General features: G+C 55.2%; 11 protein-coding genes. 3 read left to right on the top strand and 8 right to left on the bottom strand.

The genetic code is table 11. The features are described from left to right. Positions 1–244 precede the first annotated feature (244 nt). From hemG to pepQ, 4 genes are read right to left on the bottom strand one after another with little or no spacing between them, the layout of a single operon-like run. Positions 245–778 (bottom strand): menaquinone-dependent protoporphyrinogen IX dehydrogenase, encoded by a 534-nt coding sequence (gene hemG, locus IMQ33_RS16835; protein ID WP_065685053.1) that lies wholly within the window; start codon positions 776–778, stop codon positions 245–247. 23 nt (positions 779–801) lie between these two features. Continuing rightward, positions 802–2253 carry a Trk system potassium transporter TrkH gene (trkH, locus tag IMQ33_RS16840; RefSeq protein WP_021181454.1) on the bottom strand — a complete coding sequence of 484 codons (1452 nt, stop codon included), beginning with the start codon at positions 2251–2253 and terminating at the stop codon, positions 802–804. Between the two features lie 35 nt (positions 2254–2288). Continuing rightward, positions 2289–2903, bottom strand: coding sequence for an IMPACT family protein (locus IMQ33_RS16845; protein WP_098929077.1), 615 nt, complete (start codon positions 2901–2903; stop codon positions 2289–2291). After that, the gene (gene pepQ / locus IMQ33_RS16850) at positions 2903–4234 is read right to left on the bottom strand and encodes a Xaa-Pro dipeptidase (protein ID WP_161712617.1); all 1332 of its coding nucleotides are present in this window, start codon (positions 4232–4234) and stop codon (positions 2903–2905) included. Before pepQ ends, IMQ33_RS16845 begins: the two co-directional genes overlap by 1 nt. A gap of 320 nt (positions 4235–4554) precedes the next feature. On the opposite strand from pepQ, the gene fadB reads away from it, so the two are divergent. Continuing rightward, on the top strand, positions 4555–6747 hold the full coding sequence (fadB, locus tag IMQ33_RS16855; RefSeq protein ID WP_196062373.1) for a fatty acid oxidation complex subunit alpha FadB: 2193 nt from the start codon (positions 4555–4557) through the stop codon (positions 6745–6747). 10 nt (positions 6748–6757) lie between these two features. Continuing rightward, a complete protein-coding gene (fadA, locus tag IMQ33_RS16860) occupies positions 6758–7921 on the top strand; it encodes an acetyl-CoA C-acyltransferase FadA (protein WP_065685049.1) in 1164 nt (387 codons plus the stop codon). 152 nt (positions 7922–8073) lie between these two features. Here the strand turns inward: fadA and fre are convergent, their stop codons facing one another. The 3 genes from fre to pepE all read right to left on the bottom strand — a co-directional run bounded on the left by fre (position 8074) and on the right by pepE (position 11238). Next, complete coding sequence (gene fre / locus IMQ33_RS16865) at positions 8074–8775, bottom strand: NAD(P)H-flavin reductase (protein WP_024485471.1); 702 nt, start codon at positions 8773–8775, stop codon at positions 8074–8076. Between the two features lie 28 nt (positions 8776–8803). Further along, positions 8804–10300 carry a 4-hydroxy-3-polyprenylbenzoate decarboxylase gene (gene ubiD, locus IMQ33_RS16870; protein WP_098929084.1) on the bottom strand — a complete coding sequence of 499 codons (1497 nt, stop codon included), beginning with the start codon at positions 10298–10300 and terminating at the stop codon, positions 8804–8806. A gap of 212 nt (positions 10301–10512) precedes the next feature. Then, the gene (gene pepE, locus IMQ33_RS16875) at positions 10513–11238 is read right to left on the bottom strand and encodes a dipeptidase PepE (protein WP_173409979.1); all 726 of its coding nucleotides are present in this window, start codon (positions 11236–11238) and stop codon (positions 10513–10515) included. 242 nt (positions 11239–11480) lie between these two features. Between pepE and rfaH the strand changes: the two genes are divergently transcribed. Continuing rightward, positions 11481–11969: a transcription/translation regulatory transformer protein RfaH gene (rfaH, locus tag IMQ33_RS16880; protein ID WP_025121815.1), complete on the top strand. Its 489-nt coding sequence runs from the start codon at positions 11481–11483 to the stop codon at positions 11967–11969. A 42-nt stretch (positions 11970–12011) separates the two neighbouring features. Here rfaH and hemB read toward each other — a convergent pair whose 3' ends face one another. Beyond that, positions 12012–13034, bottom strand: coding sequence for a porphobilinogen synthase (hemB, locus tag IMQ33_RS16885; protein WP_021181463.1), 1023 nt, complete (start codon positions 13032–13034; stop codon positions 12012–12014). Positions 13035–13037 lie beyond the last annotated feature (3 nt).

Raw genomic sequence — 13037 nt, forward strand, 5'->3', positions numbered from 1 at the left:
GATATTTCTCGGTAACGCGGGAGGTGCATATTACGCTTTCCCGCTGAATAGTCAACCTTTTTCTCTTACGAGACGCGGTGTTTTCACCGGGTTGCTTCTTCCTGGCTGGGCGACTGCTTCGTCGTTGTTCCCGGTCAGTGGAGGCGCATTATAGGGAGTTCTCAGAAGGGCGCAACCCCTAAATTCAAAAAACTTTTCAAGCGCGGCTTTTTTCGGCAAAACGCTGCACAAGGCAGCATTTCTATCACTTTTCGTACTGGATGCGGCTGAATTCCTGGGAAAAACGGTCCACCTGCTGCCAATCTGTATATTCCACTTCTTTACTGGTATCCGTCTCTCCCCCGGTCATTTTCATAATAAAGCGGATCATGACGCGATCGAACCAGCGATAACGCGGATAACGCAGCGCACCGGCGAACACGGCGCACTGCTTTGGCTGCCAAGGTGATGACAATAAGAACTTGCGGGTATAGGCGTTGGTTTGCGGCGAACGCTTTTCCGGTTTGCGTGCCGTCAGGTTAACCGCGAAGAACGCACTAGGCATCTGATTCAACTGATCAGCGTGGCGCTTCACAAATCGGTGTAATGCCGTATTGAAATGCCCGTAGCGTATCGAAGCCCCTATAAGTACCTGTTGGTACTGCCCAAGCTCGATATTCTCTGCCTGCTGCAGATCGATAACGTCGCAGTTCAGAGTATCCTGCAACTGGTTAGCTATATAAGCAGCAATAGAGTGCGTTTGTCCGTCACGGCTCGAATAGAGAATCAGTGCCTTCATGGCGTTACTCCTCGTAGATACATTTACTCACGCCAGAAAGTCGGTGTGAAGAGAACCAGCAGCGTAAACACTTCCAAACGACCAAACAGCATGGTCAAGACCAGTACCCACTTTGCCGGTGGTGGCATGGTAGTAAAGTTATCGGCGACAACGCCGAGGCCAGGCCCCAGATTGTTAAGCGTAGCCGTTACCGCGGCAAAGGCCGAGAACTCGTCCACGCCGGTGGCGATAATGGCCAGCATGCTGACGATAAATACCAATGCATAGGCGGAGAAGAATCCCCACACCGCTTCAAGAATACGCTCCGGCAACGCGCGGTTGCCTAACTTGATGGTGTAAACCGCATTAGGATGCACCAACCGCTTCAACTCACGCGACCCTTGAAGGTACAGCAGCAGGATGCGGATCACTTTCAAGCCACCGCCCGTTGAACCCGCACAGCCACCGATAAAGGCTGAACAGAGCAGGAGCATTGGCAAGAACAGTGGCCATTTGGCGATGCTGTCGGTGGTAAACCCTGCAGTGGTTGCCATCGACACCACCTGGAAAAACGCCTGATTAAGCGTTTCCATGCCGCTTCTATATATACCGTGCCACCACAGCACCACGGTACACACCGCCACCAGCGTGAACTGCACGGCGATAAACATGCGAAATTCCGGATCGCGCCAGTACACTTTCAAGCTGCGCCCGCTGAGCAAGGCAAAGTGCAAGCCGTAGTTACAACCGGAGATCAATAGAAACACAGCGATGATAGTGTTGATGGCCGGGCTGGCAAAGTAACCCACGCTGGCATCATGCGTGGAAAAGCCCCCGATGGCGATAGTTGCAAAGCTATGGCCGATAGCATCGAATACCGACATTCCGGCGCCCCATAATGCCAGCGCGCAGGCGATGGTCAGCAGTACGTAAATCAGCCACAAGGTCTTGGCCGTTTCGGCAATACGCGGGCGCATTTTGTTGTCTTTCAATGGGCCGGGCATTTCCGCACGGTATAGCTGCATACCCCCGACGCCGAGGATAGGCAGTATGGCGACGGCCAGCACGATGATCCCCATCCCCCCCATCCATTGCAGCATCTGGCGGTAGAATAAGATGGCTTTAGGCAAGGAATCTAACCCGACCAGGGTGGTAGCTCCGGTGGTGGTTAAACCCGAGAAGGATTCGAAAAAAGCGTCCGTCAGGGAAAGATTGGGCCGTTCGGAAAACAGGAAAGGCAATGCCCCCACGCTGCCCAGTACGGTCCAGAACAACACCACAATCAGGAAGCCTTCACGTGGTTTTAATTCGTGCTTCTGCTTACGATTTGGCCACCACAGCATCAAACCAATGGTCACGGCTACAAAGAAGGTCTGGCTGAATGCCCGCCCCGCTCCGTCGCGGTATATCAATGCCACCAGGCCAGGAATAAACATTGTCCCGGAAAACAGGATAACCAGCAGGCCCACAATACGGGTTATGGCGCGAAAATGCATTTCAGCACGATCCTTAACAATTCAGTTGGTGGGAATTATTGCGATATAGGGACTAATTGCAAACTTCCGCGGCTGAGATCGCGTAATTTATTCCCGAATACCTCGGTACCCGTGGCGGGTAGCGCCAGATGTAACACCACGGCAGCACCGTAATCCCCATGCACAATCCGCCCTTCACTAAGCTGTAGCAAATTCTCTACCATTGCCAGCTGAGCATAGTCGCACTGCAAAGTATATTCGAGCTGCGGTACTTTATAGCTAACAACCAGCTGCTTAAGCGCCTGTTGTACGCCGCTGCCGTATGCCCGCACCAGGCCACCAGTACCCAGTTTGATCCCACCATAGTAGCGAACTACCACCGCGGTTATTTCACCGATCCCACTGCCCATTAGCTGGCTCAGGATGGGCTTGCCCGCAGTGCCGGAGGGTTCACCGTCATCGGAAAACCCCAACTGCTGCGAATCATTCGGTGCCCCCGCAACAAAAGCCCAGCAATGGTGCCGGGCCGTTGGATGCTCGTCACGCACCTGCTGGATAAAGGCTTTGGCCGCCTCGACCCCGCAGGTAGGTGCCAGCAGAGTGATGAAACGGCTTTTCTTTATCTCTTCACTGACGCTGATGACAGCGCCAGGAATGGGGTAAGGCTGCATCAGGCCAGGTTCAGATCGCGCGTCATATTCTCAATACGCTTTTCGTGGATCACGATATTGTCCTCAATGCGGATACCGCCGTAAGGTTTTAACGCATCGATACGATCCCAGGCAAAGTGTTTACTGAACTCGCCACTACGCCAAGGAGCCAACAGGGACTCAATGAAATACAGGCCCGGCTCAATGGTCAGCACCATACCTGGTTGCATGACACGGGTGCAGCGCAGGAAGGGATATTTTGCGGGTGCTGCCAGATGAGTACCATTTTCATCCTGCATAAACCCGGCGGCATCATGCACCTGCAAACCAAGCGGGTGGCCTAAACCGTGCGGCAGGAACGGACAGGTGATGCCTTGTTCGACCATCGCTTCTTCGCTGATGCCCGTTACCAGCTTATGATTTTTCAACAGTTTGGCGATGCGTTGATGCATCTGTACATGGTAATCCGTGTAGCGCACCCCGGCTTTGATGGTATCTATCAGCGCAAGCTGTTCACTGTTGAGATCTTTCACCAGATGGGCGAATGCATTGTCGCTCTGAGCTGCATAGGTGCGAGTCAGGTCGGCGGCGTAGCCGTTATATTCTGCCCCTGCATCGATCAGGAAGCTGCGGGATTCGGCCGGAGGTTGATGATCCAGCTTGGTGTAATGCAGCACCGCCGCATGCTCATTCAGGGCCACGATATTATCGTAAGGCACGTCCGTATCACGATGGCCAGTGGCGGTCAGATAGGCCAGGTTGATATCGAACTCGCTCATACCGGACTGGAAGGCTTCATGAGCGGCACGGTGCCCCATCACGGCCGTTTTCTGCGCTTCGCGCATGCAGGCCAGCTCATAGCCGGTTTTGATCGAGCGGCGGAAATCGAGGAAATTCAACACCGCTTGCGGGTTGATGTGCTCGGCCGCAATGCCAAGAGAGAGGGCCCGCTGTTGTGCATAGCCGATATAGCCTACACGTTCGCGCTGCTGTGGCAGTTGGCCGGCGATATCATCGGCATTGGTCAGCGGCAACAGTTCAATGGATTTGGTCCAGAAGCTGTTGGGTAGCGGTTCAACACTATGCCAGTAATCCACCGGGGAATAGAACCACAGCTTTGGTTTGTTAACGCCGTCCACCCACAACCAGCAGTTCGGCACCGACGTTACCGGCACCCACGCCTTGAAGTTGGCGTTCACTTTAAACGGGTAGCTGTGGTCGTCCAGAAAGACCCGTTGCAGCTCGCCTGAATGGATTAGCAATGCATCCAGATTGTTGCGCTCTAATACTTCACGAGCTCGTTGTTGCAGTGTTGCCAGGTGGTCGTTATACAAAGAAGCCAGCGTTTCCATCACAGTACCCTTATGCCCTCAGAACGGAATGAGCCATCTTAACACACAGATCCCACGCTCCAACCCCATCTCCTCTTGCATGAGGTGTGCTTCGCAAACCGCTGCAACCAGATTACATCCCTGGGCGATATGGCCGCTACGCGCCAAAGTTTTGCGCCCAGGGGTGAAAAATAAGTTGATTTGGTATCAAGCAATTAGCCATTTCCCCTGTGATCCGGTTTGCAAATATGCAATCTATTATTTGCAATTTATTAACATAAAAACCACACTCCTCATCATCTGGTCATACCAGATCATCTGCGCTGATTCAGGAGATCGACATGCTCTACCAAGGCGAAACATTACAAGTACACTGGCTCGACAACGGCATCGCCGAGTTGGTGTTCAACGCACCAGGCCCGATCAACAAGCTGGATACCAGCACCGTTGCCAGCCTGGGTGCCGCACTCGAGGTGCTGGAACAGCAAACCGAGTTGAAAGGGCTGCTGCTGCGCTCTGCCAAATCCGCATTCATCGTGGGTGCCGACATCACCGAGTTCCTCTCGCTGTTTGCCGCACCGGCCGAAAAGCTGCATGAATGGCTGGTGTTTGCCAATACCATCTTTAACCGGCTGGAAGATTTACCGGTGCCAACCCTCTCCGCCATTAACGGATACGCGTTAGGCGGCGGCTGCGAATGTATCCTGGCGACCGATTTCCGTATCGCCTCTCCAGACGCACGCATCGGCCTGCCGGAAACCAAACTGGGCATCATGCCAGGATTCGGGGGGTCCGTACGTCTGCCACGCCTGCTCGGTAACGACAGCGCGCTGGAAATCATCGCCGCCGGGAAAGATATCGGTGCAAAAGACGCACTGAAAGTCGGCCTGGTCGATGCCGTGGTCGCACCGGAGAAACTGGTGGAAGCCGCGCTGAAAATGCTGCAACAGGCGATCGACGGCCAACTCGACTGGCGTGCTTACCGTCAGCCGAAGCTGGAGCCGTTGAAGCTGAGCCCAATCGAAGCGGCAATGAGTTTCACCACTGCCAAAGGCATGGTGATGCAAACCGCAGGTATTCATTATCCTGCGCCGATGACCGCAGTAAAAACCATCGAAGCCGCCGCCAAGCTTGGCCGTGACGAAGCGTTGAAACTGGAAACCGCCAGCTTTGTGCCTTTGGCCCGCTCTAACGAAGCGCGCGCCCTGGTGGGCATTTTCCTCAACGATCAGTTTGTGAAAGGCCAGGCGAAAAAACTGGCCAAGAACGTTGACGCTCCGAAGCAGGCTGCCGTGCTGGGTGCAGGAATTATGGGGGGCGGTATCGCCTACCAATCCGCGCTGAAAGGCGTGCCGGTGATCATGAAGGACATCAGCGACAAATCCCTGACTCTTGGCATGAATGAAGCGGCCAAGCTGCTGAATAAACAGCTGGAGCGCGGCAAGTTGGATGGCCTGAAGATGGCACAGGTGCTGTCAACCATCCAGCCAACGCTGGACTATGCCGGGATCGAACGCGCCCAACTGATTGTTGAGGCCGTAGTTGAAAATCCTAAGGTAAAAGCGGCGGTGTTGTCTGAAGTGGAAGCCCTGATCGGCGAAGATACCGTACTGGCCTCCAACACCTCAACCATCCCGATCAATCACCTGGCAAAATCGTTGAAGCGCCCGCAAAACTTCTGCGGTATGCATTTCTTCAACCCGGTGCACCGCATGCCGTTGGTTGAGATAATCCGCGGTGAACACACCAGCGACAGCACTATCGCAGCCGTGGTGGCCTACGCCACCCGCATGGGCAAAACGCCGATCGTGGTCAATGATTGCCCTGGGTTCTTCGTTAACCGCGTGCTGTTCCCGTATTTTGCCGGGTTTAGTCAGCTGCTGCGCGACGGCGCCGACTTCCGTCAGATCGACAAAGTGATGGAGAAACAGTTCGGCTGGCCGATGGGCCCGGCGTATCTGTTGGATGTGGTCGGTATTGATACCGCACACCATGCCCAGGCGGTGATGGCCAACGGTTTCCCTGAACGCATGAGTAAAAATTACCGCGATGCGATCGACGTGATGTTCGATAACCAACGCTTCGGCCAGAAAAACCAGCTGGGCTTCTACCGCTACAGCCAGGATAGCAAAGGCAAGCCGCGTAAAGATAACGACGAGCAAACCGACACTCTGCTGGCAACCGTGAGCGCGTCGGCACAGACCTTCAGCAGTGAAGAGATCATCGCTCGCATGATGATCCCGATGATCAACGAAGTGGTACGCTGCCTGGAAGAAGGCATTGTGGCCAGCCCGGCAGAAGCGGATATGGCATTGGTTTACGGCATCGGCTTCCCGCCGTTCCACGGCGGCGCATTCCGCTATCTGGATACGCTCGGCACCGCCAATTACGTCGAGATGGCCCAGCGTTACGCTAACCTGGGGGCGCTGTATCAGGTACCAGCCGGTCTGCGTGCCAAGGCGGAACGTAATGAAAGCTACTACCCGGTGGCGACAGCAGCGCTGTCTGATATCTCCACTGGCCAACCGGCATGAGGTTATGAAGATGGAAAACGTAGTTATTGTTGATGCCGTACGTACGCCAATGGGCCGCTCAAAAGGCGGCGCTTTCCGCCAGGTACGCGCGGAAGACCTTTCCGCACATCTGATGCGTGCCGTGCTGAGCCGTAACCCGGCGCTGAATGCCGCTGAGATTGATGATATTTATTGGGGTTGTGTACAGCAAACGCTGGAACAAGGCTTCAATATCGCCCGTAACGCCGCGCTGCTGGCCGAAATCCCACATAGCGTACCAGCGGTAACAGTGAACCGTCTGTGTGGTTCTTCCATGCAGGCCTTGCACGACGCAGCCCGCGCAATCATGGTAGGTGACGCTCAGGTCAGCCTGATTGGCGGAGTGGAACATATGGGCCACGTCCCGATGAACCACGGCGTAGACTTCCATCCTGGCCTGAGCCGCACCGTGGCAAAAGCGGCCGGGATGATGGGCCTGACCGCAGAAATGCTGGCCAAAATGCATAATATCAGCCGCGAAATGCAGGATGAATTTGCAGCTCGCTCACACCAACGTGCCCATGCCGCTACGTTGGCTGGCTATTTCAAAAACGAAATTATCCCCACCACCGGCCATGACGCCGACGGCGTACTGACTCGTTACGATTATGATGAAGTGATCCGCCCGGAAACCACCGTTGCCAGCCTGGCGGCATTGCGCCCGGCGTTTGACCCGGTCAACGGCACCGTCACCGCAGGCACCTCTTCCGCACTGTCTGACGGCGCTTCCGCCATGTTGATCATGAGCGAATCCCGCGCCAAGGCGCTCGGCCTGAAGGCTCGTGCCCGCATCCGCTCAATGGCGGTGGTAGGATGCGATCCTTCGATCATGGGCTATGGTCCGGTGCCTGCCAGCAAACTCGCGCTTAAACGCGCCGGTCTGAGCGTACAGGATATCGATCTGTTTGAATTGAATGAGGCCTTTGCCGCCCAGTCGCTGCCCTGCATTAAAGATCTGGGGCTGCTGGAAAGCATGGACGACAAGATCAACCTTAACGGCGGTGCGATTGCCCTGGGCCACCCATTAGGCTGCTCCGGCTCCCGCATCTCCACCACCCTGCTGAATAATATGGAACGCCGTGACGTGCAGTTTGGTCTGGCCACCATGTGTATCGGCCTGGGTCAGGGGATCGCCACGGTATTTGAACGCGTTTAGCTGTGTCTGATTGGATGCCCCAAAAGGGCATCCCAAAGGTTTTGTTGCCGTACTTCCCGCCTGTCAGGGGCGGGTTTTTTTATGCCTGGAATTCGGCACCAATAAAAACGGGGCAGCACCTGGCCACCCCGTCTTTACTGCTGCGCGTACGATCAGATGAACGCGAAAGCATCGCCAAACATGTGCGCTTCCAGCGCGCCACGCTCGGCACAGAAACGCTCACGGGCAATTTTCGCCATCTCGAAACGACCTGCGATATAGATATCATGCTCCGCCAGCGAGCCAAAATCCTGTAACACGGCGCTCAGCACCGTGCCACTGCGGCCACGCCAGTCCTCTTCCGGCTGTTCAACTACCGGGATGACCTTCAGATTTGGATATTGCAGTGAAATCGCTTCCAGTTCGCTGAGATCATAAAGATGCTTCAGCTCACGGCCACCCCAGTAGATAGAGATATCGCGATTGGGCTGCTGTTCCAGCGCCGTCAGCAAAATCGAGCGCGCGTAAGAGAACCCGGTACCACCGGCAATCAACACCAGCGGGCGCTCGCCCTCTTCACGCAGCCAGGCTTCACCATGCGGAATATCCACGGTGATGGCCTGCTCTTTCAGCACCCGATCCATCACCGCCATGGCATACAGGTTCAGTTCAGAAGCACCAATATGCAGCTCGATATAATCTTGCTGTGCTGGCGTCGAGGCCACAGAGAACGGGCGTTTATCACGCTCATCCATCACTACCATCAGGTATTGACCTGCTTTGAACGAAAACGGTGCCTCTGGCACCAAACGTACCCGATAAACGGTATCGGTAATGGCCTCTACGGAGGTCACTTTACAGCTCAGGATTGTCATGCGTTCCTCTGTCGGGTCATCACTGGCGCTAAAGCGTCGGTTCTCGGTCACTGAATATGGCGAGCTCATCCCAGATGTCATCGATGCGCGCACGCACCTTCTCATCCATCTTGATCGGACGGCCCCACTCTCGTTGGGTTTCTCCCGGCCATTTGTTGGTGGCATCCAGGCCCATCTTCGATCCCAGCCCGGAAACCGGTGAGGCGAAGTCCAGATAATCAATCGGCGTATTCTCCACTAAAACGGTATCCCTTGCGGGATCCATTCGGGTGGTTATCGCCCAAATCACATCATTCCAGTCACGCGCATTCACGTCGTCATCGCAAACGATGACAAACTTGGTATACATAAATTGGCGTAGGAAAGACCAGACCCCCATCATTACGCGTTTGGCATGCCCTGCGTACTGTTTTTTGATGGTCACCACCGCCAGGCGATAGGAACACCCTTCCGGCGGTAGGTAGAAATCGACGATTTCCGGGAACTGTTTTTGCAGGATCGGCACAAACACTTCGTTCAGCGCCACTCCCATCACCGCAGGTTCATCCGGCGGGCGGCCGGTATAGGTCGAGTGATAAATCGCATTGCGCCGCTGGGTAATATGGGTCACGGTAAAGACGGGGAAGTGATCGATCTCGTTATAGTAACCGGTGTGATCGCCATACGGGCCTTCCGGCGCCAGTTCCCCTTGCTCGATATAGCCTTCCAGCACAATTTCCGCGCTGGCGGGAACTTCGAGATCGCAGGACAGACATTTGACCACTTCGGTCTTGTTGCCGCGCAACAGCCCGGCAAAGGCATATTCGGACAGATTATCCGGCACCGGCGTCACAGCACCCAAAATGGTGGCAGGATCGGCCCCCAGCGCAACGGCGACAGGGAAACGTTCACCAGGATGTTCCTGACACCACTCCTGATAATCCAGCGCGCCACCACGGTGCGAGAGCCAGCGCATAATCAGCTTGTTCTTGCCCAATACCTGCTGGCGATAGATCCCCAGATTCTGGCGCTCTTTGTGCGGGCCACGGGTAACCGTCAGCCCCCAGGTGACCAGCGGGGCGGCATCTTCCGGCCAGCAGTGCATCACCGGGATACGGCCGAGATCGACATCTTCCCCTTGCCACACCTGTTCCTGGCACGGGGCAGAGCCCAGCACCTTGGTCGGCATATTCAGCACTTGCTTGAATTTGGGGACCTTGTCGAACAGGTCGCGAAAGCCCTTCGGTGGCTCAGGCTCTTTGAGGAACGCCAGCAGCTTGCCCACCTCGCGCAGCGCACTGACATCTTCCTGCCCCATCCCCATTGCCACCCGCTTGGGCGTGCCGAACAGGTTACAGAGCACCGGCATATCGTAACCTTTCGGGTTTTCGAACAGCAACGCCGGGCCGCCCGCACGCAGCGTACGATCGGCAATTTCTGTCATTTCCAGATAGGGATCAATCGGCTGGCTGATGCGTTTTAGTTCCCCTCTCTTTTCCAGCAACGAGAGGAAATCGCGTAGGTCACGGTATTTCATGCAAGCCATTACACCATTGATTTATAGAAGATTTAAACGACGAACCCTGAAAATCTCAAGGTGGCTCGACGTTTAATTAACTGGCTGATTTTAAGGCGTTTCACAGCAAAGGGATAGATTAACAAATTCTAGCCAATCTGCCCACATTAGCGCTACTGGTTTGGGTTGTCATCACAATGCTGAATCTATAGGGGCGCCGCATGCTGCGCCCCTTCGGTTTATCAATGGCAGATGAACGGCACCAGAGAGCGCAATGCCAAAGTATCCTGATACTCCTGTATCTCTACCCCGTGGCGGAACACCTTGAAGCCCTGATCCCTGGCGCTGAAGTAGCGCAGGTCGTTGCCGCAGACGTGCAGCAAGCTGCCTTCACGCAGTGCGACAACCGACTCGCTCGGATTCACCGCACAGAACTCTGCCAGGCGCTCATCACGGGTTTCACCCATGTGGCCGCTGATATGGGCATCGATGTAATGTGGGTTGATTTGTACCGGGAACAGCCCCAGTGCAGGCAACACGACGCTGTTGCGCACCGGCATATCGTTGGTGGTACGGATGCTCGGCGTCGCCACGTTGCAGCCAGCGCTCCAACCCACATAGGGTACTTCACGCTCACGCACCGCACGCTGGATTGGCACAATCAGGCCATTTTCATGCAGCATCTGGTTCAGCATCCAGGTATTGCCGCCGCTGACCAAAATACACTCGGCCTGCGCGATCGCCTCTGCCGGAGACTCGGCATGGTGGATGCTGGTGACCTTGATACCCAACGTCTGCGACAGTTCACCCGCACGCTGGTCGTAATCACCCCGGATCATGGCATAAGGAACAAATACGGCTGACGTGATGTTACGGCATTCAATCATGGCCAACAGCTGGCTCTTGGCATAACCGAGCAGTTCGGCCTCGCCGGAAAGCTTGCCGTTACTTAGCAAAAATAGCTCCATGTCTCTCCCTCAGTGCAAGAATGATAAAGGCGTCACATTGAGCGTCAGGCTTGCCCACCATACTGTGACAGTCGTAAATTTTAGGCCTATTGTTATACCTGAATCAGGTAAACAAATATGTGACTTTATGCTGGCTACCGTGGATTGCCGCAACTCATGGCAACAAGATGGACGCTTGCGTCACTAGGTATCCGTAGTGGCTTTTGGTATGCTTAACGGCTGACAGAAAGGCATGTGAAACTATGGAATCTTGGTATTTACTTTATTGTAAGCGCGGCCAGCTCTTACGGGCCCAGGAACACCTGGTAAGGCAAGCCGTCAACTGCCTGAGCCCAATTATTACGTTGGAAAAAATCGTGCGTGGCAAGCGTACCGCCGTTAGCGAACCGCTGTTTCCCAACTACCTGTTTGTTGAATTCGATCCGGAACGTATTCACACCACCACGATCAGTGCAACCCGTGGTGTCAGCCACTTTGTGCGATTTGGAGCCTTACCGACCCAGATACCTTTACAGGTTATCGAAGAACTCCAGACACATAGCGAAGAATACTATGTGGATCCAGAGACCCCACAGCCGGGCGATACGGTGCTGATCACCGATGGCGTGTTCGAGGGCCTGCATGCGATCTACACCGAACCCGACGGTGAAGCCCGCTCGATGCTGCTGCTGAATCTGATCAATAAGCAGATTAATCAGAGCATCGATAACCGGCAATTCCAGAAACTTTAATGCAAACAGGCACCCTTGGGTGCCTGTTTTGTCTGCTACCGATTAACGGCGCATCGCATCATCATGCAGCCACTGGGCAACACGCTTGGCGAAGTAGGTCAGCACACCATCAGCCCCGGCACGCTTAAAGCACAGCAAGGATTCCATCACCGCCGGTTGCTCCTGCAGCCAGCCGTTCTGGATCGCCGCCATATGCATCGCATATTCGCCCGATACCTGATAGGCGAAGGTCGGCACCCCGAAGGTATCTTTGACACGGCGCACCACGTCCAGATACGGCATCCCCGGTTTCACCATCACCATATCCGCGCCTTCCTGCAGATCCTGAGCAATCTCTTGCAGGGCTTCGTCGCCGTTGGCCGGATCCATCTGATAGGTTTTCTTGTTGCCGCCTTTCAGGTTACCGGTAGAGCCGAGCGCATCACGGAACGGGCCGTAATAGCATGAGGCATATTTGGCGGAATACGCCATGATCTGGGTATTAACCAGGCCTTGCAGCTCCAGCTGATCGCGGATCGCGCCGATGCGGCCATCCATCATATCGCTGGGAGCCACGATTTCGGCACCGGCTTCGGCATGAGATAGCGCCTGGCGAACCAGAATCTCTTTGCTGATGTCGTTGATCACGTAGCCATGCTCGTCGATCACCCCGTCCTGCCCATGGGTCGTATACGGGTCGAGCGCCACATCGGTCAGGATCCCCAGCTCCGGCACGGCATCTTTCAGCGCACGCACGGTGCGCTGCACCAAACCATCCGGGTTATAGGCTTCCTCGGCATGCAGCGACTTCAGGCCAGGCTCAATCACCGGGAACAGGGAGATCACCGGCACGCCGAGTTTGGCAATGGCTTCCGCCTCTTTGATCAGCAGATCGATGCTCATGCGCGATACGCCAGGCATCGAGGAAACGGCTTCCTGACGGTTGCTACCTTCCATGACAAACACAGGGTAGATCAGGTCATTGACCGTTACCTGATTCTCGGCCACCAAACGGCGGCTGAAGTCATGACGGCGCACACGGCGCATACGGCGACCAGGGAAGGTGCCCGGAAATGCATAGCTCATAAT

Source organism: Serratia sp. Res13-Sevr-LER1-36-b, assembly GCF_015673035.1.
GTDB lineage: Bacteria > Pseudomonadota > Gammaproteobacteria > Enterobacterales > Enterobacteriaceae > Chania > Chania fonticola_C.

Coding starts and splice junctions, on each gene's coding strand:
- hemG (WP_065685053.1), bottom strand. CDS start 778: ATGAAGGCACTGATTCTCTATTCGAGCCGTGACGGACAAACGCACTCT.
- trkH (WP_021181454.1), bottom strand. CDS start 2,253: ATGCATTTTCGCGCCATAACCCGTATTGTGGGCCTGCTGGTTATCCTG.
- IMQ33_RS16845 (WP_098929077.1), bottom strand. CDS start 2,903: ATGCAGCCTTACCCCATTCCTGGCGCTGTCATCAGCGTCAGTGAAGAG.
- pepQ (WP_161712617.1), bottom strand. CDS start 4,234: ATGGAAACGCTGGCTTCTTTGTATAACGACCACCTGGCAACACTGCAA.
- fadB (WP_196062373.1), top strand. CDS start 4,555: ATGCTCTACCAAGGCGAAACATTACAAGTACACTGGCTCGACAACGGC.
- fadA (WP_065685049.1), top strand. CDS start 6,758: ATGGAAAACGTAGTTATTGTTGATGCCGTACGTACGCCAATGGGCCGC.
- fre (WP_024485471.1), bottom strand. CDS start 8,775: ATGACAATCCTGAGCTGTAAAGTGACCTCCGTAGAGGCCATTACCGAT.
- ubiD (WP_098929084.1), bottom strand. CDS start 10,300: ATGGCTTGCATGAAATACCGTGACCTACGCGATTTCCTCTCGTTGCTG.
- pepE (WP_173409979.1), bottom strand. CDS start 11,238: ATGGAGCTATTTTTGCTAAGTAACGGCAAGCTTTCCGGCGAGGCCGAA.
- rfaH (WP_025121815.1), top strand. CDS start 11,481: ATGGAATCTTGGTATTTACTTTATTGTAAGCGCGGCCAGCTCTTACGG.
- hemB (WP_021181463.1), bottom strand. CDS start 13,034: ATGAGCTATGCATTTCCGGGCACCTTCCCTGGTCGCCGTATGCGCCGT.